A 20899-nucleotide genomic window follows, 5' to 3' on the forward strand; every position below is an offset into this window, starting at 1 on the left:
TTTATACTTCTCCAGTTGGGATTTGCTTGGCGAGGACGCGCTTGTCGATCTTGTTGGTGCCGGCGAGCGGCATCTCGTCGACGAACAGCACGCGTCTCGGGTGCTGGTAGGCCGGCGCATTGGCCAGCGCGTAGGTCTTCACCGCCTGCTCGTCGAGTTCGGCGCCGGCTGCCTTGACGACGAAGGCGATCGGCTTGTGGCCCTTGAGTTCGTCGGGAACGGGGATCACCGCGGCCTGGTGGATGCCGGGATGGCGCTCAAGCATCTTCTCGACCTCGCCGGGATAGATGTTCTCGCCGCCGCACACGAACATGTCGTCGACCCGGCCCACGAAATAGAAGAAGCCGTTCTCGTCGCGCCGGAAGACGTCGCTGGTCCGGTAGTAGCCGTCCGCCGTCATCACCTCGGCGGTCTTGGCCGGCAGCTTGTGATAGTGCGTCATCAGCGCGCCGCACTTCATCTGGAGCTCGCCTTCGTCCTGCACTTCCTTTCCGTCGCGCACGAGGCGGAGCTGAACCTCGGGATGCGGATAGCCGGTCGAGAGCACCGGCTGCGGCAGGCCTTCGGGATGAGGGCCGAACACGACGGGGCCGGCCTCGGTGGTGCCGTAGCCGTTGCTGACCAGAGCCTTTGGAAACACCGCGTGCACCTGGTCGATCAGCGATTGGGTAACAGGCGCGGAGCCCATGCGGACGGCCTCGACGGCCGAGAGATCGGTGCGGGCGAGCAGCTCGCGCTCGCGCAGCATCATCGCGATCATGGTCGGCACCGAGGTCAGGAAGGCGACGCGATGCTTCGCGGCCGCCTCGATATAGCCGCGGGTCGTGAACTGCGGCAGCAGCACAACGGTGTCGCCGTGCGAGAAGGTGGTCTGGCACATGGCCAGCCCGTTCATGTGATAGAGCGGCGCGGCCACGAGGGCGCGCTGGCCGAGCGGCGCCGGCCGGCGCACACGCTGGCTGATCGCCCAGAGATGCGAATAGTGCGACAGCACCACGCCCTTGGGGCGGCCCGTCGAGCCCGACGTGTAGAGGAACATCGCCGGTTCCTCGGGCTTCATGGGAAGCGGCGTGAACGGGCCCTCGTCGAGCAGCGCCTCGAAGTCCCTGTCGAAGGAGAGTTTCGGCACGTCGTCGGGTGCCAGCGGGAGCCGCGCATCGTCGCCGATCACCAGCTTGGCATCGCAATCGCCCACGACGTAGGCCACCGTCTCGGCCGGCAGCTTGTAGTTGACCGGAACCGACACGAGGCCGGCCTGCATCGTGCCGAGGAAGGTCAGCAGGAACTCGGCGCGGTTGGCCGAGAGGATCGCGACGCGATCGCCGCGCTGCAGGCCGCGCTTCAGCAGGCCGCGCGCCACCGCGCCGCTCAGCCGCAGAAGGTCGCCATAGGTGTAGCTGCGTTCGTGGCCGTTGCCGCCCGCGTCGATCAGCGCCACGCTGTTGGCCGGCACGTCGCGCGAAATCGCGTCGCCCTGGTTGTCGTACTTGATCGTCACCATGATGCGAGTCCCGAAAGTGCCTGGTCGGTGAGCTTCAGCCCGTAGTCGAGCGTGTCCTTGCGCCATTGACCGTCGAAGGGACAGAAGGCGTCCATCATGTCGGCCTGCAGGGTGGCGCGGACATCGGAGTCGAGCCCGTGCTGGCGGCGCAGCCACTGATCGAGCCGCAGCACGCGGCGCATGTTGACGCCGCGCGTGCCGAACTCGATCACCGCGCCGCACATGTCGCGATTGCCGAGGAAGCGCTGCACGCCGTGAAAGACCAGGCCGGTATAGTTCGGCCGCTCCATGCCGTGCGGCCGCACGCCGTCGACATTGTCCTTGCCCCACCAGTCGCAGGCGCGTGCGAACAGCGGGCCGGCGGGGTCGTTGAAGCACAGGAAGAACGGCTTGCCGTACTCGCCGATGCCGGTGTGCCAGTCGATGAAGGCCACGCGCTCGGCGTCGGCCAGCGTTTCGTCGACGATCGTCTGCAGCGTCCGGTTCGACCATTCGCGGTCCTTGCCGCCGAACATCAGCCCGTCCTGATGCAGGTACTGACCGCGCGCCAGCGTATCGAACAGCACGTCTCGGCCCTTGCTCTCGGCGAAGCGGTCGAGCACGCCGGCAACCCGTTCATTCTCCGCATCTGTCCATTCGCGGATCAGAAGGTCGGCATGAAGCGTCTCGTAATGCGGATTGGCCGGCGCCGGGCCTGCGTCGCGGTCGATGAAGTTGCGATTGAGATCGACGTTGTTCTCGGTGGTGCGGGTGAAGTGCGCGAAGCCGTAGGGATTGAGCCCATGCACCAGCACCACGCCGACACCGGCGGGCAGCCGCGCCGGACCGCCCGAGGCCAGCCAGCCGATCTGCACGGCCGAGCCGGAGAAGCCTTCCTGGCCGTGCGTGCCGCTCAGGAACAGGGCCTGCCGGGGCGCCGTGCGGTCGCCGAAGCAGGCGACGTCGATCGCCAGCGGACCGCCATCGGGCGCCTTCTTGGCAGGGTGCAGAAACGACCGCACCTCGCCCTGCGCGGCCGTCGCCGCCTTCAGGAACTTCGCGCGCGCGTTGGCGTAGCTTGCGGCGAAGCAATCGTAATATTCCATAGTATCCCTTCTCGGCCGCTCCCCAGCAGCCCTGACGGTTTCCCGTCAGCCTATTCGATGAACTCCAGCACCGCGTTCAACGCCTGTTTGGCCGGCACGACGACCCGTCCTGCACTCTGTGTCACGCCGCTGATCTTTCCGTCCTGCAAGGCACGTGCCGCCTTTGCCGCCGACAGCGTGCGGAAAGTGAGGCCAGCCATATAGGCCTTGCGGCCCTCGGCGTCCGGCACGGCATCGCCGAACTGCGCCTTGAGCTCGTCCTCGGTCACGATGTCGACACGCGAATTGCCGACCACGACGGACTTGCCGCCCTTGATGTCGCGTACGGCTTCCGCTCCGAACATGTCGGCATAGAGCTTCGAGGCCGCTGCGGGATCCGGCTCGACGATCAGGAAGCGCACGATGGCGACCGTGCCGTTGGCATGGTGACGCCACTCGTCGCGCCATACGACGTCGCGCGTGAAGTGGTGACAGTAGTAGACGCGGCCGTACGGCACGACCCCGGCCTTCATGCGCACCGTGCGGAAGCGCGCGTCGCGCATCTCGTCGCCGACCTTCACGGGGCGCGTGAATTCGACGGGCGGGTCGACGGGGACGCCCGCCTTGCTCAGCGCTTCGTAAGTGACGGCGGAATCTTCGGCGCCGAAGACGAGACCGTTGAGGCCGAACGGGAAGGTGAGCAGGTCCAGGCGCCCCGACGTGGCGTCCTTCGGAATGGCGATCAGCTCGAGATAGTCCGTGCCGAACATGGCGAGGTGGTTCATCGAGCCCAGCGAATGATAGCCGCGTTCGGTGAGCGAAAAGCCCAGACGCGTATAGACGTCCGCCGCATGGTCCATGTCGTTGCGGGCGTTGATGACCACGTGGTCTAGCGTCGCTACGGGCAGCTTCATTTCATTCCCCTCTCGCCGTTCACAGCGTCGCCCATCTTGGCACAGCGGGCACGTCAGGTTTTCTTATATTAAGGGGCGATGCTTTCGTGTGCGAAATCTATTTCCAAGTTCCGCAGACAATGCAGAAATCAAATCCTATTTCCGCCCCATGACGACCAACCCCATTTTGTGGCCTGCGATTTGCCGCGCGCTTACGCCAACGCGTTGCGCGAAATGACTTCGCGATAGAAGGCGGCGCTGAGCTTGGGCGTTCTCTTCTGCGTGGCATAGTCGACATGGACGAGACCGAACCGCGTCGCATAGCCGTCGGCCCATTCGAAATTGTCGAGCAGGCTCCACAGGAAGTAACCCCGGACCGGCACGCCCTCGGCCGTCGCGCGCTGCAGGTGCATCAGGCAGTTCCGCAGGTACATCACGCGGTCTACGTCGTAGACCGTGCCGTCCGGCGTCGGCTCGTCGGCCGCCGACGCGCCGTTCTCGGTGATGAAGATGTCCTTTACCTGCCAGAGCCGGGCGGCGTGGCGCGGCGCCCAGTACAGCGCCTCCGGTCCCAGCAGGAGCCAGGACGAGGCCATGTGCGGATGCGACGACGGGAAGGGCACCGAGGTGAAGCCCGGTGCGGCCTCGCTCGCCAGCACATACTGGCTGGGCGCATAGACGTTCAGGCCGACGAAATCGACCTTGCTGGAGATGATCTTCAATTCCGCGTCGGTGAATCGCGGCGCGTCACGGCCCGCCTTCGCAAGATAGGCGTCGGTGTAGCGGCCCTCCATCATCACCGTGAGGTAGGGCGCGTTCAGCTCGCGCGTCGCCAGCTCCGCGGCCTTGATGTTCTCGACGGTTTCGACGGCGGGCAGCGCCGTGGCGATGTTTTCGGCCGGGCCCACCTTGGTGCCGCGGCGTCCGTTGGCGCGCACCGCCTGGACAGCGAGGCCATGCGCCAGCACCGCATGGTGACGGACCTGGTTCAACCGGCCGGGCGGCAGCTTGAGGCCCGGCGCGAAGTTGCCGGTCTCGTGACCCTGCTCGACGAAGGTCTGCATCTCGTTGATCGTGAAGACCTGGCGCACGCGATCGGTGAGCCGGCGCGCGACGTAGGCCGCGTAGTCGCCGAACGCCTGGGCGGTGTCGCGCGATTCCCAGCCACCGCGATCCTGCAGCGCCTGCGGCAGGTCCCAGTGATAGAGCGTCGCGAACGGCTCGATGCCGGCGGCGAGAAGCTCGTCGACCAGCCGGTCGTAGAAATCGAGCCCCTTGGGATTGGCCGTGCCCGTGCCGTCGGTAAAGACGCGCGGCCAGGCGATCGAGAAGCGATAGGTGCGGGCGCCGATGGACTTCATCAGCGCCACGTCTTCCTTGTAGCGATTGTAGTGGTCGACGCTCTGCTGGCCGGTCGAGCCGTCGCGGATCCGGCCCGGCTCCCGGGTGAAGGTGTCCCAGATCGAGGGACCGCGGCCGTCCTCTTGGGCGGCGCCCTCGACCTGATAGGCCGAGGTCGCGGTGCCCCAGCGGAAGCCGTCGGGAAAACCCGCCGGGCGGCGCGGGCCCTGCGCGGTCCGGGGGGCGGTGTGGGCCGATGCGTAGGCCGTTGCCGCCAGAGCGGCCGCGCCCGCCGCGGTGAGCAGGGCGCGGCGGCGGTTCAGTTTAAAGGGCATGGGGTAGAGCGGCTCCGGTCTGTCACGGACCGTACGGAAGCATCCGCCATGCCATCCCGCCTGCGCGGGCGGGTTTCGGTTTTTAGGCGCTTTCGTTACTGAGCACGTCGCCGAACAGCTTCCAGGTCTCGCCGTCGAAGGCGGAGAGGCGCACCGACTGGATGGGATAGTAGTCGGTCGGACTGGTGTTGATCTTGATGCCCGGCAGCAGCATCGGCACCACCAGGTTCTTCATGCTGGCAGCCTGCTTCATCAGGTTCTCGCGCGTGAGGTTGTCGCCGCAGGCCTCGAGGCAGTGCCGCATCGTGGCGGAGACGGCATAGGCGTAGGTGTTGCCCGAGTCGGCGGGATTGGCGTCGGGCAGGTACTTCTTCATCCACGCGTCCCATTCCTTGTAGTCCGCGTCGTTGACCCACTGCGTGTCGGTCGCGTCCTTGAGATAGGACGCGGTGATGATGCCCTTGCTGTTGTCGAAGCCGGCCGGCTTCAGCACCGCGGCCACGGAGGCCGAGACGTTGGCGAGATAGTGGTCGGGCTTCCAGCCGAGGTCGGCCACCTTGCGGATGGCCTGCGCCGCGGCCTTGGGGGCGCAGTCGTTGAAGAACACGTTGGCGCCGGAGCTCTTGATCTGGATGATCTGGCTGTCGACGGTCGGATCGGTGACTTCGTAGCTCACCTTGGCGGTGACGTACTTTTCGTTCTCCTTGCCGAGGCCCGCCAGGAAGCCGCCGCTGTAATCCTTACCCGAATCGTCGTTCTGGTAGATGATGCCGATGCGGAGGTCCTTGAGATTGTCCTTGTGCTTGGCCAGCACGTGCTTGGCATAGATCGCCGCCTCGGTGTGGTAGTCGGGCTGCCAGCCCATGGTCCACGGGAACTCCTTGGGCATGCCCCACTTGGACGCGCCGGTCGCCACGAAGAGCTGCGGCACCTTCTTCTGGTTCAGGTACTTCTGCACGACCGTGTTGGTCGGGGTGCCGAGCAACTGGAAGATCGCGAAGACCTTGTCGTCCTCCACGAGCTTGCGGACCATCTCGACGGTCTTGGGCGGCACGAAGCCGTCGTCGTAGGTGATGAAGTTGATCTTGCGGCCGTTGATGCCGCCCTTGTCGTTCACCATCGTCCAGTAGGCCGCGATCGCCTTGCCGATCGTGCCGTAGGCCGAGAGCGGCCCGCTATAGGGATTGGTGTGGCCGAGCTTGATCTCCTTGTCGGTCACTCCCGGATCGTACTTCTTCTGGGCACTTGCGATGTAAGGGGAGAATGCGAACGCAGCACTACCAGCCGCGAAAACGCGGCGACGCATCTTGGTCATGTTTCCTCCAGTCGTCGTTATTAGAGCAGGTGGCCTGCTCGCTCCGCCTTGGTGCGAAGATAGTTCTCGTTGTGCCCGTTGGAGGGGAAGGAATGCGGGACGCGCGCCGCGACCTCGATGCCGTAGCGCTCGAGCTGGGCGATCTTCTCCGGATTGTTGGTCATCAGCCGCACGCGCTGGATGCCCATGCGCGACAGCATGGTGGCGGCCGGCACATAGATGCGCTCGTCGGCGTCGAAGCCGAGCTGCTCGTTGGCGTCGATCGTGTCGAACCCGTCGTCCTGCAGCTCGTAGGCGCGCAGCTTGTTGACGAGGCCGATGCCGCGGCCTTCCTGCGCGAGATAGAGCAGGACGCCCGATCCCTGCTTGGCGATCTCGGCGATGGCGCTGCGCAACTGCACGCCGCAATCGCAGCGCAGCGAGCCCAGCAGGTCGCCGGTGAAGCATTCCGAATGGAGCCGGATCAGGACGGGCTCGGTGGGGTCGATCTCGCCGACGACGATGGCGAGATGCTCCTTGCCGCCGTCGCTGGGACGCCAGGCGAGGATGCGGGCATTCTCGGCGCCTTCGAGCGGCACATGGGCCTGCGCGACCTGCTGCAGCGTGCGCGACGCGGTTTCCTCGTAGGCCGAGACGTCGGCGGCATCGACATAGACGAGATCCTGCTCGCGGGCCCAGTCTCGCCGCTTGTTGCCGGGATCGCGGGTCAGCGGCCCCAGGACCACGGCCGGCAGGAGGCGCGACAGCTTGGCCAGTTCGATCGCCGCCTGGGCGATGACGGGCGCATGGCTGGCCACCGGCCGGGACAGGTGGCGAAGGGCGACGTGGCGGCCGCTCCGGTCGCCCTCGTGCGGCCGCAGGATGACATCGACGGGAACGCCCTCCGGCAGGTCGATGGTGATCGGCTTGTTGGTTTCGCCCATGCCGCCCGCGATGTGCGGGGGGATGTCCATGCCGATCGCCTCGGCACGGCGGCGGGTGGTGACCAGCACCGGGGCGTTCTGGGCAAGGCCCTGCAGGCGCTGCAGGGCGCGCGGGCCGCAGGATTCGGCGGCGATCACCAGGCCGCCGGCGCCTTCCGCGTCGCGCAACACGACAACTCCGCCGCGGCGGAGCTCCGCCATGGCGCGTTCGACGGCGGCGACTGCAGCCGCGCTGCGGGAGTGGGCTGGATTGGAATTCATGACTCTCAGGGTATCACGCCACGGGATTTCGCCGAAGTGAACCACTTTTGTGCCCAGATCGTACCGGATAGAGTAAATTTCGAGATGGCTGACAGGTAACAGACGCATGTCCGTGAACAATCGTGGCAAGAAGATCCTGTTGGTCGATGACGACCAGGCGTTGCGCACGGTGCTCGCCGAGCAGCTCGATCTCTATGACGGGTTCACCACCATCCAGGTCAGCACGGCGGCCGAGGGGCTCGAGAAGGCCAAGCTCGCCCACTACGACGCCATCCTGCTGGATATCGGTCTTCCCGACATGGACGGGCGTGAACTCTGCAAGCTGATGCGCCGCGAGGGCGTCCGGGCGCCGATCATCATGCTGACCGCGGCCGACAGCGATGCCGATACGATCCTGGGCCTGGAATCCGGCGCCAACGACTATGTGACCAAGCCGTTCCGCATCAACGTCCTGCTGGCGCGCCTGCGGGCGCATCTGCGCCAGCACGAGCGCAGCGAGGATGCCGTCATGTCGATCGGCCCCTACGAATTCCACCCTGCGGGCAAGTTGCTGATGGAGAAGGGCGGGAAGAAGAAGGTCCGCCTGACCGACAAGGAAGCCTCGATCCTGAAATACCTGTTCCGGGCCGGCGACCGGCCGGTGGCCCGCGACATCCTGTTGAACGAGGTCTGGGGCTACAATGCCGGCGTGACGACCCACACGCTGGAAACCCACATCTACCGCCTGCGCCAGAAGATCGAGAAGGACCCGGCCAGCGCCGCGATCCTGGTCACCGACCGCGGGGGCTACCGACTCCAGCCCTGACGAGGGCTTGCCAATATGTGAACGGGGCGTCATCGTTTCGGCAAGCAAGAGCCAGAAACACCCTGGGAGGGTGATGCCATGACCACGCAACGGATCTACGCCCTGCCCGTCGACGTGACGCAGTGGACGTTCGACGGCGCGACCGACCTTCAGTTCAATTGGGAATATGACGACGGTTCCGCGCCGCTGCTCGAGCTCTACGAGAAGGGCAAGCAGCAGCAGTGGGACGCGAGCACGCGGCTGGACTGGTCGCTCGAACTCAATCCCGACAATCCGATGGAGCTGAAGGACGAGGCGATCTCGATCTACGGCACCGATCACTGGAACAAGATGACGGAGAAGGAGCGGAGCTGGCTCAGGCTCCATCTCCAGGCCAATTCGATCTCGCAGTTCATGCATGGCGAGCAGGGCGCCCTGATCGCCACCGCCAAGATCGTCGGCACCGTTCCCGACATGAACGCCAAGTTCTACGCCGCGACGCAGGTGATGGACGAGGCGCGCCACGTCGAGGCCTACAAGCGGCTGCTGCACGAGAAGTTCAAGGTCGCCTATCCGATCAACAAGGCGCTGCAGACCCTGCTCGAGCAGACGCTGACCGACCGGCGCTGGGACATGACCTATCTCGGCATGCAGGTGCTGATCGAGGGCCTGGCGCTCGCCGCCTTCCAGTCGATCCGCGACAAGGCCGGCAACACGCTGGCCGGCGCGGTCAACGCCTATGTCATGCAGGACGAGGCGCGCCACGTCTCCTTCGGGCGGCTGGCACTGCGCGAATACTATCCGCACCTGTCGGACGCCGAGCGCGACGAGCGCGAGGAATTCCTGGTCGAGGCGCTCTATTTCATGCGCGACCGTTTCAACCAGTCGGAAGTCTGGGAGCGGCTCGGCCTGCCGGCCAAGGTGCTCGACGACATCCACTACAATTCCAAGCAGATGCAATCGTTCCGCGGACGCCTGTTCAGCCGCGTCGTGCCGACCGTGAAGGATATCGGCCTGTGGGGTCCGCGGGTGCAGAAGGCCTTCGCCGACATGGGCGTGATGGACTACGCCAAGATCGATGTCGCCGAGGTCCTTGCCAACGACGGCCGGGTGGCCGAGGAGTTCGACCGGAAGATGTTCGTCGAGAAGGCGATCGCGACGGCGTAAGGGGAGCGTTCGTTCTTCGGCGCTCTCGGACATTGCAAGCAATGTCCTGTCGCTTGACGGGCTGAGCGTCGCTCAGCCCAGAAGAGGCAGCATCAGGATCAGCAACGCGGCCGGCACGAGCAGCGGCCAGGCGAGCACCGGCAGCAGTAGCCCGCCAATCACCGCGCCCACCAGGTAGCCCGTCCAGGTCAGCGCCAGCAGCCCGGTGTTGAGCGCCGACGGCGGGGATATCGCGGCGCCGCGCCACAGCCGGTCGACGGCCGCGTCGGCGGTGCGGGCCAGGGTACTGGTCACGACGACGGTGCTGACCGAATGGCCCGCGAAGCTGGTGATCGTCGAGGCCTGCAGTCCCATGGCGAAGGCCACGATCATCACCGCGTTTTCCTCGCCCACGGGCAGGAAGCCGACGCCCGCGAGCAGCGCCGCTTCGAGCAGGATGCCGGCCACCGGCCCCTTGAACAGGCGCAGCATCACGCGGGCGAGCATGGCGCCGGGGAAGAACGCGACCAGCGGCGTGAGATGGTTCCAGGCGCCGAGATGATTGCCCTTGGCGATGTCGATGCCGGCCAGCACCGTGTTGCCGGTCATGTTGGCCGCGAACACGCCACCCATGGTGACATAGCCCACGGCATCGGCGATCCCGGCGACCAGGGTCAGGATGGTCGCCTGGGCGAGAGGGCGGGCGCTAATCGCTACACCACGTCGTAGGTGATCTCGACCTCGGCCCCGAAACAGTGGCCCTGGCAGGTCAGGATCCAGTTATTGGCGAGATCCTCGGGCGTGTAGATGTCGTTCTTGGCGAGCATGACCTTGCCCTTGATGGTCTTGGCCGCGCACGAGGCGCAGAAGCCTTCCTCGCAGGACGAGAGCGGGTTGAGCCCGCCGGCGCGCGCGGCCTCGAGGATGGTCTGGCCTTTCGCATAGGCCACCTTGTGGACCTTGCCCTCGAAATGGATCGTGATCTCGCCCGGGATCACGTCGCCTTGCTCGCTGGGCTGGATCGGGATCGCATCGTTGCCCGAGGCCTCGAACCGCTCGATGCGCACCTTCTCGTGCGGCATGCCGTGCTCGAACAGCGTCTCCTCGACCAGCTTCATGAAGGGGCCGGGGCCGCAGAGATAGACGTCGCCCGCCTCGAAGCCCTTCATCGCCGCGACGATCTCCTCGGGCTTGATGATGCCCTGCGTCGCATCGAGATGATGGACGAGTTCCAGCCGGCCGGGATGGGCCGCCAGCAGCGCCTCGAACTCGGCGTCGAAGATCACCGATTGCTTGTCGCGGTTGGCATAGAACAGGCGGATGCGGCGCGGTCCCCTCAGCGCGCTCTTGATCAGCGACATCATGGGCGTAATCCCGCTGCCGCCGCCGAACAGCAGGAGCGGGGCATCGCCCTCGCCCAGCACGAAGCGCCCGGCCGGCGGCAGGACCTCAAGCATGCCGCCTTCCTTCACCGCATCATGGAACCAGTTGGAGCCCCTGCCGCCAGCGACCCGCTTGATCGTGACCTTGGGCAGTCCATCGGTCTCGGGGGCGCTGGACAGCGAGTAGCAGCGGTTGAAGGCGCCGTCGGCGTGGGGGACGCGGAAGGTCAGGAACTGGCCGGCGCGGTAGCGGTATTTTTCGGCCAGGTCGGGCGGAATCTCGAGCACGAAGGAACGTGCGTCCGGCGTTTCCTGGATGATCTTGGCGATGCGCAGCTGATTATAGGACATCAAAAACTCGTCTTCAGATGCCCGTTTTCCGGGCGGACTCTCCTAGCAGACTGTGCTAGCGTCCGCCGAGAAAAATGAGCGGAGCGTCATTGTTCGGACGCTCCATAGGGATGGGACAAGGTTCAGGGCCAGGAGGCAAGAGCCGATGACAACGCAAAAAATTTATCAGCTGCCGGTCGAAGTCACGAACTGGAAGTTCGATGGCGCCACCGAGATCGCCTTCAACTGGGAATACGAGGACGGGTCCGCCGACCTGCTGAACCTTTACGAGAAGGGCAAGCAGCAGCAGTGGGACACCAGCACCCGCATCGACTGGTCCCAGGAACTGTTCGAAGGCAACCCGATGGGCATGGCCGACGAGACGATCCCGATCTACGGCTCGCCCTTCTGGGAGAAGATGACCGACAAGGAGAAGGACTGGCTGCGCTTCAACCTGCAGTGCCATTCCATCTGCCAGTTCATGCACGGCGAGCAGGGCGCGCTGATCGCCACCGCCAAGATCGTGAACACCGTGCCGGACATGAACGCCAAGTTCTATGCCGCGACGCAGGTGATGGACGAGGCCCGTCACGTCGAGAGCTACAAGCGTCTGATCCACGAGAAGTTCAAGGCGGCCTATCCGATCACGGAGTCGCTGAAGAAACTGCTCGAGCAGACGCTGACCGACCGGCGCTGGGACATGACCTATCTCGGCATGCAGGTGCTGATCGAGGGCCTGGCGCTCGCCGCCTTCCAGCGCATCCGCGACACCGCGAAGAACAACCTGGCCGGCGCCGTGAACGCCTATGTCATGCAGGACGAGGCGCGCCACGTCACGTTCGGGCGCATGGCGCTGCGCGAATACTATCCGCACATCTCCGATGCCGAGCGCGCCGAGCGCGAGGAGTTCGTGGTCGAGGCGCTGTACTTCATGCGCGACCGCTTCAACCAGGCCGAGGTCTGGATGCGGTCCGGCCTGCCGGTCGATAAGCTCATGGAGTACGCCTACAACTCGGGCTCCATGCAGGCTTTCCGCACGCGGCTTTTCACCCGCATCGTGCCGATCCTCAAGGAGATCGGCCTGTTCGGACCGAAGGTACAGAAGGCGCTGGGCGACATGGGCGTGATGGAATACGCCAAGATCGACGTCGAGAAGCTGCTCGGCAACGACCTCAAGGTCGCCGAGGACTTCGACGCCAGGAAGTTCGTGAACGACCAGATCGCCGCCGAGTAGCGCAGCGATCCGAGACGAAATCGGAAGGGGGCCTCACGGCCCCCTTTTTCTTTCACAGAGTAATAACAACAACCTCATGCTGAAGAGGCCGCGAAGCGGCCGTCTCGAAGCATGGGAACGCGCACCCCGTTGGTCGCCCATCCTTCGAGACGCGGCCTGCGGCCGCTCCTCAGGATGAGGTGGTGCTAGCTACACGTATCAATGCGCGGCGGAGCGCCGAGCACCGTGGCGACCTTCGAGATGTCGAGGCAGCGCGGGCCGATCCAGGCCTTGGTCTGCACCAGGATCGCGAAGCGGGCGAAGGTGTCGGCCTGTGCCTCGGGCGTCGGCCTCTTGCGCGCAAGCAGCCAGCTCAGCGCATAGATGTTGCCGGTCGCGAAGTCGGCCGAGGCGATGTCGGGATCTTTCTCCCAGAGGGCCACGTTCTTCCTGGCCGCGCCCGTCGGATCGGCGAGGCCGGCGAGCCAGGTGTTGGCGTTCGAGGCCAGCGCATAGGATCCGCCATTCTGGGCGATCAGCGCCTTCACCTGTTCGGCGACAGAGACATAGCCCTGACCCTCGATGGTGCTGCCGGCGCAGCCGATGCGGCACAGCGCCACGAACATCAGATACTCGGCGAGGATGATCTCGATGTTGCCGTTGTTGTGCCGCCGCCAGGCCCGCGCGAGGTTCCAGCCCTGCGTCAGCTCCGCACCGGTCCACGGCTTGGCGGCCTGGGGCGTGTCGCGCTCCAGTTCGCCGATCACGGCCTGGGCGGCGGCCTGCCATTCGGCGGGGATCTGGGCGGCGGCCGGTGTGGCGGTGCCGAGCAGGATCAGCAGCAGGATCGCGCGGAGTCGTTTCATGGCAGGCTCCCTTCAGTATTTGCGGGCCGTCTTGCGATCGCGGCTTTCATATTGAACGATGTCGTCGGCCCGCAGCACGGTGGCGTCGGGCGGCATCAGCCAGCGCCTCTGCGCCGGTTTGATCAGCGGATAGTGGCGGGCATCGTCGAGCGCCGCGCCGACGTCCCAGCAATCCTCTTCGTTGGTGATCCACGTGTCGGGGGCGAAGCGGCGCAGGTCGACCGAGGTCGAATAGGTCCGCAGCGTCTTGCGGCCCTTGTTGAAATATTCATGGAAGTACGACATCGCGAGCTCGCGCAGGCTGCGATAGACCGGGTCGCGCCAGCGCAGCCAGACATGATTGCTCTTGGAGATCGCGCCCCAGCAGCCGTCGCGGCGGAACAGGGTGACGACGTGGTCGAAATCGTCGCGCGTGGCCGTCAGGTCCATGACCAGGGGCGGTTCGCCCTGCAGCCACAGCGCGCAGGCCGCGAGAAAGGCCGCCTCGAGGCAGTGGGCCTCGCGATGGCGCAGCACGCCGCGCACGGAGCGCAGGCTGTCGCCATCCCGTTCGAAATTGGCCGGGAGGGCCGAAACATAGTCCTGCACGCGCTGCGGCGTGCGCAGCGACGTGAGGATGCGTCCTTCGGCGGCGGTGAGGCCGAGTTCTGCCGGGGTCGGGCGTTTGCGTCTGCGCATCGAGTGCAATAGTGCCGTGATGCGCCGCGACAGGCCAGTGAATGAGGCCGTCGTCGTCGGCCGAGGGTCGGGGGTGGTTGGTGGAGCTGAGGGGGATCGAACCCCTGACCTCCTCATTGCGAACGAGGCGCTCTCCCAGCTGAGCTACAGCCCCCTCCGACCCTTGGAGAACCGCGCGGATAATGGTTGCCGGGCCCCCTGTCAAGCAAAGCAGGCTGTGATAGCGTCCGGCCCGTGTTTTTGATGGAGAGGTAAGACCATGGCCCACGCCAAGAAAGTCGTTCAGACCGACGCCGCCCCCAAGGCGCTCGGTCCCTATTCGCAGGCGGTCGTGGCCAACGGGCTGGTCTTCTGCGCCGGCCAGATCCCGCTCGATCCCGCGACCGGCGAGATCGTCGAGGGCGGCATCGCCGAGCAGACGCACCAGGTGCTGAAGAACCTGCGGGCGGTGCTGAAGGCGGCGGGCAGCGATCTCGGCCATGCGGTCAAGACGACGGTGTTCCTGAAGAGCATGGACAGCTTCGCGGCCATGAACGAGGTCTACGGCCTGCCCGAATATTTCGGCAGCGCGACGCCGGCGCGTTCGACGGTGGAGGTCGCCCGGCTGCCGCGCGACGTGATGGTCGAGATCGAAGTTGTCGCCCTCGCCTGACGACATGGCCAGTCTGGTGACATGGGTGCTGGCGCTGGGCTCCCTCACGGTGGCGGTCATGCTGATCGGCTACGTGCTGATGTCCCTCGTCCTCATCATCCCGACCTGGCGCATCTGCACCCGCGCCGGCTTCTCCGGGGCGCTGTCGCTCTTCCATCTGGTGCCGTTCATCGGCTCCTTCATCGTCATGGGCATGCTGGCGTTCAGCACCTGGCCCGCCGGCGAAGCTGCGGCGAGGCGCTAGATGATGGGCGTGGAAGTCGCGGCCCTCATGGGCTTCTTCGGCCTGACCGGCGCCTTTGCGGTGGTCGGCACCGTGCTGGCGGCGTGGATGGCCTGGCGCATCGTGGAGAAGGCCGGCCTGCCGGGATGGACGGGGCTGGGCGCCATCCTGCTCACGCTGACCGGCGTGGGCACGATCGTGCCGCTGATCCTCCTCTGGGTCTTCGCCTTCATGCGCTGGCCGCGCGACGAACCGGCCTCCGCCGGAACGTTCGACTACGCCCGGTCGGGCGGGCCTGCGCCGGCGTCCGGACCCGCGGCCCTGGCAGGCCCGTCGATGGCGCTGCCCGATACGCGCGGCTGGCGGCTCTCCGGTACGCTCGGCAATGGCGGGACGGTCTCGCTCTCGGTCGCCGGCACGTCCGGCACCTATGCGCTGACCGGCGGCCAGGGCGGCGCGCCGGCCGATCTCAGCGTCCCCGACCCGTCGGTCGGCCGGCCGCATGCGCGGCTGATGCTGTCGGGCCAGCGTCTGGGGCTCGAGGATCTCGGCAGCCCCGGCGGCACCTTCATCGATGGTGCCCGGCTGCTGCCCGAGCATGGGCCGCGCGACATCAGCGCGGTGCGCTCGATTCGGCTCGGCAGCGTGGAACTCAGCCTGACGCGGGCCTGAAGGGGCTTGTGATCGGCATTCCCCGCCGAGTAGGGTGCCGCGGCCGGCGCGGTGCCGGTCTCAAGAGGCGGGGACTCGATGCTGTCGCTGGCGGTGCTGATCGACAAGGTGATCGACATCTACACCTGGATCGTGATCGCGAGCGCGATCATGAGCTGGCTGGTGGCGTTCGGCGTGGTGAATGTCCGCAACCGTTTCATCAGTGTCGTGGTCGACATGCTCTTCAAGTTGACTGAGCCGGTCCTGCGCCCGATCCGCCGCATGCTGCCCAATCTCGGCGGCGTCGATGTCTCGCCCGTCATCCTCCTGCTCGGCCTGTTCTTCATCCGCAGCCTGCTGTGGGAGTATGTCTGGCCGTCCTTCATCCGCTGACGGCCCGCTGAGCCCGCCTCCCGCCGACCCGGTTTTCCTGCGCCGGAACCCGGGCGGCGTGACCATCCAGCTTCGCGTACAGCCGCGGGCGCGCCGTATCGCGCTCGAGCGCACGCCTGAAGGGGCGCTCAAGGCCGCAGTGACGGCGGCGCCCGAGGATGGCAAAGCCAACGACGCTGTCGTCGCGCTGCTGGCGAAGGCGTGGCGCCTTCCGAAATCGACCTTCGAGATCGTGCGTGGCGGGACGGCGCGAGAGAAGACCCTCATGGTCGCGGGCGATCCTGCTGCGCTCACCGACCGGATTGCCGAATGGATGCGCAAGAATGGCTGATGCGAAACTGATCGATGGAAAAGCCTTCGCGGGCGGTCTGCGCCAGCGCGTGGGCGCGGGTGTTGCCGATCTGGTGGCCAAGGGCGGGCCGAAGCCCGGCCTCGCCACGGTACTGGTCGGCGCCGATCCGGCCAGCCAGGTCTACGTCCGCAGCAAGGGCAAGCTCGCGGTCGAGCTCGGCATGGCGAGCTTCGACCACCAGCTGCCCGAGGACACAACGCAGGCCGAACTGCTGGAGCTGATCGGGCGTCTCAACGCCGATTCCGCGGTCAACGGCATCCTGGTCCAGCTGCCGCTGCCGAAGCATCTCGACACGGCCCAGATCCTGATCGCCATCGATCCGGCCAAGGATGTCGACGGCTTCCATCCGATCAACGTCGGCCGCCTCGGCTCGATCGCACCGGGTGCCCCGCTCGACTTCCCGGTGCCCTGCACGCCGCTCGGCGTCTCGATGCTGCTGCAGGATGCGCTGGGCTCGCTGTCGGGCCTCAATGCGGTGATCGTCGGCCGGTCCAACCTGGTGGGCCGTCCGGTGGCGCAGCTGCTGCTGCGCGCCGATTGCACGGTGACGATCACGCACTCGCGCACCCGCGACCTGCCGGCCGTCTGCCGCCAGGCCGATATCCTGGTCGTGGCGATCGGCCGGACCGAATTCGTGAAGGGCGACTGGATCAAGCCGGGCGCCGCGGTGATCGACGTCGGCATCAACCGCATCCCGACGCCGGAGGGCAAGAGCCGGCTGGTCGGCGACGTGGCCTTTGCCGAGGCGCAGAAGGTGGCGGGGCACATCACGCCGGTGCCGGGCGGGGTCGGGCCGATGACGGTGGCCTGTCTGATGTTCAACACGCTGCAGGCCGCACGCCACAAGGCTGGATTGGCGATGACGGCCGCCTGAGCGGCGCTCAGGCTTTTCCCACGGCGCGCCTGATCAAGGCGGTCGACCAGCGCACGGCGCTGTGGAGGGGACTTCCCGTGACAGGCGTGGAGTGGCCGGCCTGGCGCGCCGGCAGACGGGCCTTTCTGATCTCCGTGCGCAAGCGCAGGGCCGTCTTCTCGTTCGGGGCGTGGAGCAGCGCCCGGTCGACCCATTCGGCGGCCTCCGGCCAGCGATCATGGGTTGCCAGGAATTCGGCGAATGCCGCCATGTAGACCGGATTTTCAACGAGGCCGTTGCACTCCCGCCAAAGGGCTTCTGCATCCGCAGGCCGCCCCAGCCTGTCGCAATATCGCGCCTTCCAAAGGAGCAGCAGCGATTTGCGCTCGAGCGGCCAAGCGATCTTGTCGAGGACGACGAGACCCTCCTCGAGCCGGCCGAGATGAAAGTAGGCCTCGACGCGCTGCAGGGACGCGTCGAGCCGGGCCTTGCCGTGTTCGCACGCTTTCTCGGCGTGCAACGCGGGCTTCGTCGTGGCGGCCGCTGCGGTTGTAGTGGGTCGCGAGAAGAGTACGCACGACGGCGTTTTCCGCTGATTCGAGCTGATTGAGCAGCAGGGCTTCCGCGGCGGCGCCACTACCCGCCCTCAGATGCGCCCGCGCCAGCGCAATGGCGAGGTCGGAATCCCCGGGATGTGAGGCCCAGGCCTGTTGCAGGCGCTTGAGCCCGGCCTGGAAGCGGCCGGCGGTGGTGTCCTCGCGGGCGCGTGCGATCACCTTGGCAATGGTGTTGTCCCCGGTCTCGACATAGCGGTTGATCATGCGGTCGACGTTGAAACGCACCATCGGCGTCTCGATGTGGACCTGATCGTCGACGAAGGCGACCGAACGGTCGGTCAGGACCACGCTCTCGTAGGAGGGGAAGTATTCGACGTGGTCCCGGTTGGCGACGAACGGTTCGACCGCTGCTCGCAGGACTGACTTGCTGTAGCAGTTCGCGACCGCCACGTTGGACGAGGTAAAGGTCGCCTGGAGCGGCACGGGTGACACGGTGAGGATGATGCGATGGTCGCACGGGCACACCCGGCCGAGCAGATCGACGAGGTCCGAAAGCGCGCGGGTGACGTCGCCGTAGTCTAGGACATGAAGTTCGAAGCACGAAGGATCGGTCCGGATGACGCCCTTGGGGGGCGGGCAGTTGATGTACAGACCCGAGCGATTGTCGAACCATGCCTCGATCAATCCGAGGGTGATCAGCACCACGTGGCTGCTGGCGAGGTGTCGATAGATCGCACTGATGTCGTTCCGCCGCTTGATCAATGCCTCGGCGGAGACCGGCCGGAAGCCGAGTGTCAGCTGCGGGTCCATGTATCGCCCTGCCGCGACTTCGACCGCATGCCGGCCGATGTCGAACTCCTCCAGGCCGAACGCCCAGCGGATCTGCGGAGCGATCGCCGGCGGCACGTAATTGTTCAGGATCGTGGTCGGATCGCCGCTCCACCCGGTCTTGTCGACCTGCAGGGTCAGGGTGGGAATGTCGAAACCGCGATCGGCGAGCGTCCTTTCGATGCCGCGGGCGAAGCAGGAACCGATGGTGAAAATGCGCTGGCCGGGCTTCAGCATGAAACGCGGCTTGAACGATGGATCGGCGAAGTGTGCGAACCGGTTCGCGGGATCGTCGCGACGCGGCCAGTTGCCGTCGGGGTTGGTCTTGAGCGTGCCATAGGCATCGGCAGCGCTGATCCGGCGAATTGGCATCGTGTCCCTGACCCTCTGGACACATGGCTAGCACCCCGGGGTGGCTGGGGGAAAGCCGGCGGCTCTCCGCCGACGGCGTGACGTCAGTTCTTCAGCATGCCCGCGACGAGGGCCGTCACGTTGTGGCGCATCATCTTCTCGTAGGTCGGCGCCGGCCCGTCCGGGCCTGACAGCGCGTCGGTATAAAGCCGCGGGCCGACCACGGCGCCGGATTCGCGCGCGATCTGGTCGACCAGGCCGGGGTTGGTCATGTTCTCGACGAACAGCGCTTTGATGCGGTGTTCGCGCGCCTCGCGGATCAGCGCGGCGACGTCGCGGGCCGACGGCTCGGTGCTGGTATTGTAGCCGCGCGGCGACTGGAATTTCACGCCGTAGGCGCTGGAGAAGTAGCGAAAGGAATCGTGGCCGGTGATCGCCCGCCTCTTGTCGGCCGGCACCTTGGCGATCTCTTCCTTCACCCAGGCGTCGAGTTCGACCAGGCGCCGATCGAAAGCCTCGGCGCGGTCGCGATAGGAGGCGGCATTCGTCGGATCGGCTTCGGCGAGGCCCTTGGCGATGTTGGCGACGTAGGTGCGAACGCGCTGCACGTCCTGCCAGCAATGCGGATCGGGCCCGTGTTCGTGCGAGTGACCCTGCGAATGGCCGGCGCTCGGCGCGGCCGGAAGGGTCGCGACGCCGGTCGAGGCCACGATCGGCTTGCCCTTGAAGGGGGCGGCCGTGGCCAGCCGGTCGATCCAGCCCTCGAAGCCCAGCCCGTTGCTCACCAGCACCTGCGCATCGGCCAGCGCGCGCGCGTCGCTGGGACGCGGCTGGTAGGCATGGGCGTCGATGTCGGGACCGACCACGAGCGACACCACCGCCTTGTCGCCGGCTACCTCGGTCAGCAGGTTCCCCAGGATCGAGAAGGTCGCCACGGCCTTGATCGGAGCCTGCGCCGAAGCCGGAAGGGAAACGGCGAACAGGGCCGGTGTCAGGAGGAATGCACGACGGAGCATTCCGTTATAATATAACGATACATGACATAACGCTACAGGGGAAAGTCGAGCCACTCCGGCGTGTGGCCGGTCGCCTCGAAGAAGCGCAGCAGGTCGGCGAGCCCGAGCGCCGTGGTCATCGTGTTGACCAGCGGATGGGCATTGATTGGCCCGTCGCCGTCGGCGAGGCCGCGGTCGAGAACCAGCCTGACCTTGTGCTCCGGGTCGTTGGCGACGGCGAGCGGCGTGACCGAGCCCGGCTCGACGCCGAGATGGCGCCGCAGCCGGTCGGGGCTACCGAACGAGAATTTGCCGGCGCCCAGCCGCTCGCCCAGCTTCTTCAAGTCGATGGCACGGTCCTCCAGCGCCACCACCAGCCACATCTCCTCCTTCCGGTTGCGCAGGAAGAGGTTCTTGATGTGATGGCCGGGCAGGTCGCCGCGCAGCGCCTTGGCCTCCTCGACCGTGAAGACCGGCGGATGTTCGACGGTGCGATGGGCGATGCCGAGCGCGTCGAGGCGGTCGAGCAGTTGGTGCGGATCAAGCATGGTGTGTGACGGCTCTACCCCATGAAAAGAGCCTTTCGCCAGCCCCTTGCCAAGCCATCGGAAAAGCCCTATCAACGCCGCCTTCCGGCCACCTACCCAGCCGGATCGGAGCGCGGGCGTAGCTCAGGGGTAGAGCACGACCTTGCCAAGGTCGGGGTCGAGGGTTCGAATCCCTTCGCCCGCTCCAACTACTCTTCCAGTGATTTCAATGACTTGAGCCGCTTTTGCGGCCCCCGCAGGCTGGGCGGGTTTCTGGACGGTTGCGCGCGAGTTGCGCGCGCCGCCGGTTGCTGCGCGTTCGGACGCGTGGCGGAGATGTTCGACTTCGGCCTTCGCATAGACCCGTTCCAGCGTCTTGGTGCTGGTCGCGGTTAGCTGGGACATCTCGTAGACAGTGATTTGCTGGAGCCCCCAGGTGACCGCTGTGTGCTTAAGGACGTGAGCCGATACCGAGAGCCCGGTTT

23 protein-coding genes and 2 tRNA genes are annotated in these 20899 nt (G+C 66.2%); 10 read left to right on the forward strand and 15 right to left on the reverse strand.

Features of this window, described 5'->3' with window-relative positions; all coding sequences use genetic code 11:
- Position 1: 1 nt before the first annotated feature.
- The 6 genes from ACQY78_RS17795 to ribA all read right to left on the reverse strand — a co-directional run bounded on the left by ACQY78_RS17795 (position 2) and on the right by ribA (position 7633).
- On the reverse strand, positions 2-1501 hold the full coding sequence (locus tag ACQY78_RS17795; protein ID WP_428677216.1) for a class I adenylate-forming enzyme family protein: 1500 nt from the start codon (positions 1499-1501) through the stop codon (positions 2-4).
- Positions 1495-2586, reverse strand: coding sequence for a M14 family metallopeptidase (locus tag ACQY78_RS17800; protein ID WP_428677218.1), 1092 nt, complete (start codon positions 2584-2586; stop codon positions 1495-1497). Before ACQY78_RS17800 ends, ACQY78_RS17795 begins: the two co-directional genes overlap by 7 nt.
- A gap of 50 nt (positions 2587-2636) precedes the next feature.
- On the reverse strand, positions 2637-3479 hold the full coding sequence (locus ACQY78_RS17805) for a VOC family protein (RefSeq protein ID WP_428677220.1): 843 nt from the start codon (positions 3477-3479) through the stop codon (positions 2637-2639).
- 191 nt (positions 3480-3670) lie between these two features.
- Positions 3671-5134, reverse strand: coding sequence for a GH1 family beta-glucosidase (locus tag ACQY78_RS17810; RefSeq protein ID WP_428677222.1), 1464 nt, complete (start codon positions 5132-5134; stop codon positions 3671-3673).
- Between the two features lie 82 nt (positions 5135-5216).
- A complete protein-coding gene (locus ACQY78_RS17815; protein ID WP_428677224.1) occupies positions 5217-6449 on the reverse strand; it encodes an ABC transporter substrate-binding protein in 1233 nt (410 codons plus the stop codon).
- Between the two features lie 20 nt (positions 6450-6469).
- Positions 6470-7633, reverse strand: coding sequence for a GTP cyclohydrolase II (gene ribA, locus ACQY78_RS17820; protein ID WP_428677226.1), 1164 nt, complete (start codon positions 7631-7633; stop codon positions 6470-6472).
- A 106-nt stretch (positions 7634-7739) separates the two neighbouring features.
- Between ribA and ACQY78_RS17825 the strand changes: the two genes are divergently transcribed.
- Positions 7740-8438: a response regulator transcription factor gene (locus ACQY78_RS17825; RefSeq protein ID WP_428677228.1), complete on the forward strand. Its 699-nt coding sequence runs from the start codon at positions 7740-7742 to the stop codon at positions 8436-8438.
- Between the two features lie 78 nt (positions 8439-8516).
- Positions 8517-9584 (forward strand): ferritin-like domain-containing protein, encoded by a 1068-nt coding sequence (locus ACQY78_RS17830; RefSeq protein ID WP_428677230.1) that lies wholly within the window; start codon positions 8517-8519, stop codon positions 9582-9584.
- Between the two features lie 72 nt (positions 9585-9656).
- Here the strand turns inward: ACQY78_RS17830 and ACQY78_RS17835 are convergent, their stop codons facing one another.
- Together ACQY78_RS17835 and ACQY78_RS17840 are read right to left on the reverse strand one after the other, a co-directional pair.
- Positions 9657-10343, reverse strand: a complete 687-nt coding sequence (locus ACQY78_RS17835) for a YoaK family protein (protein WP_428686425.1) — start codon at positions 10341-10343, stop codon at positions 9657-9659.
- The gene (locus ACQY78_RS17840; RefSeq protein WP_428677232.1) at positions 10277-11296 is read right to left on the reverse strand and encodes a 2Fe-2S iron-sulfur cluster-binding protein; all 1020 of its coding nucleotides are present in this window, start codon (positions 11294-11296) and stop codon (positions 10277-10279) included. Before ACQY78_RS17840 ends, ACQY78_RS17835 begins: the two co-directional genes overlap by 67 nt.
- 145 nt (positions 11297-11441) lie before the next feature.
- Between ACQY78_RS17840 and ACQY78_RS17845 the strand changes: the two genes are divergently transcribed.
- A complete protein-coding gene (locus ACQY78_RS17845) occupies positions 11442-12509 on the forward strand; it encodes a ferritin-like domain-containing protein (protein ID WP_428677233.1) in 1068 nt (355 codons plus the stop codon).
- A 185-nt stretch (positions 12510-12694) separates the two neighbouring features.
- Here ACQY78_RS17845 and ACQY78_RS17850 read toward each other — a convergent pair whose 3' ends face one another.
- The 3 genes from ACQY78_RS17850 to ACQY78_RS17860 form a co-directional block, all read right to left on the reverse strand.
- Positions 12695-13354: a hypothetical protein gene (locus tag ACQY78_RS17850; protein ID WP_428677235.1), complete on the reverse strand. Its 660-nt coding sequence runs from the start codon at positions 13352-13354 to the stop codon at positions 12695-12697.
- Positions 13355-13366: 12 nt separating this feature from the next.
- Complete coding sequence (locus ACQY78_RS17855) at positions 13367-14032, reverse strand: hypothetical protein (protein WP_428677237.1); 666 nt, start codon at positions 14030-14032, stop codon at positions 13367-13369.
- Positions 14033-14110: 78 nt separating this feature from the next.
- Positions 14111-14186: transfer RNA gene (locus ACQY78_RS17860), tRNA-Ala, on the reverse strand.
- A 105-nt stretch (positions 14187-14291) separates the two neighbouring features.
- On the opposite strand from ACQY78_RS17860, the gene ACQY78_RS17865 reads away from it, so the two are divergent.
- The 6 genes from ACQY78_RS17865 to folD all read left to right on the forward strand — a co-directional run bounded on the left by ACQY78_RS17865 (position 14292) and on the right by folD (position 17177).
- The gene (locus ACQY78_RS17865) at positions 14292-14684 is read left to right on the forward strand and encodes a RidA family protein (protein WP_428677238.1); all 393 of its coding nucleotides are present in this window, start codon (positions 14292-14294) and stop codon (positions 14682-14684) included.
- Entirely contained in the window at positions 14668-14928 is a 261-nt protein-coding gene (locus ACQY78_RS17870) for a hypothetical protein (protein ID WP_428677240.1), read from the forward strand. The genes ACQY78_RS17865 and ACQY78_RS17870 overlap by 17 nt, the downstream gene beginning before the upstream one ends.
- Complete coding sequence (locus tag ACQY78_RS17875; protein WP_428677242.1) at positions 14929-15579, forward strand: FHA domain-containing protein; 651 nt, start codon at positions 14929-14931, stop codon at positions 15577-15579. It abuts the gene before it with no gap.
- Between the two features lie 78 nt (positions 15580-15657).
- Complete coding sequence (locus ACQY78_RS17880; RefSeq protein ID WP_428677244.1) at positions 15658-15951, forward strand: YggT family protein; 294 nt, start codon at positions 15658-15660, stop codon at positions 15949-15951.
- Positions 15952-16009: 58 nt separating this feature from the next.
- Positions 16010-16282 carry a DUF167 domain-containing protein gene (locus ACQY78_RS17885; protein WP_428677245.1) on the forward strand — a complete coding sequence of 91 codons (273 nt, stop codon included), beginning with the start codon at positions 16010-16012 and terminating at the stop codon, positions 16280-16282.
- Positions 16275-17177 (forward strand): bifunctional methylenetetrahydrofolate dehydrogenase/methenyltetrahydrofolate cyclohydrolase FolD, encoded by a 903-nt coding sequence (folD, locus tag ACQY78_RS17890; protein ID WP_428677246.1) that lies wholly within the window; start codon positions 16275-16277, stop codon positions 17175-17177. Before ACQY78_RS17885 ends, folD begins: the two co-directional genes overlap by 8 nt.
- Positions 17178-17184: 7 nt before the next feature.
- Here the strand turns inward: folD and ACQY78_RS17895 are convergent, their stop codons facing one another.
- From ACQY78_RS17895 to ACQY78_RS17910, 4 genes are all read right to left on the reverse strand, one after another.
- On the reverse strand, positions 17185-17427 hold the full coding sequence (locus ACQY78_RS17895; RefSeq protein WP_428677247.1) for a hypothetical protein: 243 nt from the start codon (positions 17425-17427) through the stop codon (positions 17185-17187).
- A gap of 13 nt (positions 17428-17440) precedes the next feature.
- Positions 17441-18913 (reverse strand): GSCFA domain-containing protein, encoded by a 1473-nt coding sequence (locus tag ACQY78_RS17900; protein ID WP_428677249.1) that lies wholly within the window; start codon positions 18911-18913, stop codon positions 17441-17443.
- 83 nt (positions 18914-18996) lie between these two features.
- Positions 18997-19908, reverse strand: a complete 912-nt coding sequence (locus ACQY78_RS17905) for a metal ABC transporter solute-binding protein, Zn/Mn family (RefSeq protein WP_428677250.1) — start codon at positions 19906-19908, stop codon at positions 18997-18999.
- 32 nt (positions 19909-19940) lie between these two features.
- The gene (locus ACQY78_RS17910; RefSeq protein ID WP_428677252.1) at positions 19941-20435 is read right to left on the reverse strand and encodes a prolyl-tRNA synthetase associated domain-containing protein; all 495 of its coding nucleotides are present in this window, start codon (positions 20433-20435) and stop codon (positions 19941-19943) included.
- Between the two features lie 112 nt (positions 20436-20547).
- Here ACQY78_RS17910 and ACQY78_RS17915 point away from each other — a divergent pair.
- Positions 20548-20622 (forward strand) — tRNA-Gly (locus ACQY78_RS17915).
- The last annotated feature ends 277 nt before the right edge of the window (positions 20623-20899 follow it).

The organism is Reyranella sp., from assembly GCF_965279625.1.
In the GTDB taxonomy this organism is placed as follows: domain Bacteria; phylum Pseudomonadota; class Alphaproteobacteria; order Reyranellales; family Reyranellaceae; genus Reyranella.

Coding starts and splice junctions, on each gene's coding strand:
- ACQY78_RS17795 (WP_428677216.1), bottom strand. CDS start 1,501: ATGGTGACGATCAAGTACGACAACCAGGGCGACGCGATTTCGCGCGAC.
- ACQY78_RS17800 (WP_428677218.1), bottom strand. CDS start 2,586: ATGGAATATTACGATTGCTTCGCCGCAAGCTACGCCAACGCGCGCGCG.
- ACQY78_RS17805 (WP_428677220.1), bottom strand. CDS start 3,479: ATGAAGCTGCCCGTAGCGACGCTAGACCACGTGGTCATCAACGCCCGC.
- ACQY78_RS17810 (WP_428677222.1), bottom strand. CDS start 5,134: ATGCCCTTTAAACTGAACCGCCGCCGCGCCCTGCTCACCGCGGCGGGC.
- ACQY78_RS17815 (WP_428677224.1), bottom strand. CDS start 6,449: ATGACCAAGATGCGTCGCCGCGTTTTCGCGGCTGGTAGTGCTGCGTTC.
- ribA (WP_428677226.1), bottom strand. CDS start 7,633: ATGAATTCCAATCCAGCCCACTCCCGCAGCGCGGCTGCAGTCGCCGCC.
- ACQY78_RS17825 (WP_428677228.1), top strand. CDS start 7,740: ATGTCCGTGAACAATCGTGGCAAGAAGATCCTGTTGGTCGATGACGAC.
- ACQY78_RS17830 (WP_428677230.1), top strand. CDS start 8,517: ATGACCACGCAACGGATCTACGCCCTGCCCGTCGACGTGACGCAGTGG.
- ACQY78_RS17840 (WP_428677232.1), bottom strand. CDS start 11,296: ATGTCCTATAATCAGCTGCGCATCGCCAAGATCATCCAGGAAACGCCG.
- ACQY78_RS17845 (WP_428677233.1), top strand. CDS start 11,442: ATGACAACGCAAAAAATTTATCAGCTGCCGGTCGAAGTCACGAACTGG.
- ACQY78_RS17850 (WP_428677235.1), bottom strand. CDS start 13,354: ATGAAACGACTCCGCGCGATCCTGCTGCTGATCCTGCTCGGCACCGCC.
- ACQY78_RS17855 (WP_428677237.1), bottom strand. CDS start 14,032: ATGCGCAGACGCAAACGCCCGACCCCGGCAGAACTCGGCCTCACCGCC.
- ACQY78_RS17865 (WP_428677238.1), top strand. CDS start 14,292: ATGGCCCACGCCAAGAAAGTCGTTCAGACCGACGCCGCCCCCAAGGCG.
- ACQY78_RS17875 (WP_428677242.1), top strand. CDS start 14,929: ATGATGGGCGTGGAAGTCGCGGCCCTCATGGGCTTCTTCGGCCTGACC.
- ACQY78_RS17880 (WP_428677244.1), top strand. CDS start 15,658: ATGCTGTCGCTGGCGGTGCTGATCGACAAGGTGATCGACATCTACACC.
- folD (WP_428677246.1), top strand. CDS start 16,275: ATGGCTGATGCGAAACTGATCGATGGAAAAGCCTTCGCGGGCGGTCTG.
- ACQY78_RS17895 (WP_428677247.1), bottom strand. CDS start 17,427: ATGGCGGCATTCGCCGAATTCCTGGCAACCCATGATCGCTGGCCGGAG.
- ACQY78_RS17900 (WP_428677249.1), bottom strand. CDS start 18,913: ATGCCAATTCGCCGGATCAGCGCTGCCGATGCCTATGGCACGCTCAAG.
- ACQY78_RS17905 (WP_428677250.1), bottom strand. CDS start 19,908: ATGCTCCGTCGTGCATTCCTCCTGACACCGGCCCTGTTCGCCGTTTCC.
- ACQY78_RS17910 (WP_428677252.1), bottom strand. CDS start 20,435: ATGCTTGATCCGCACCAACTGCTCGACCGCCTCGACGCGCTCGGCATC.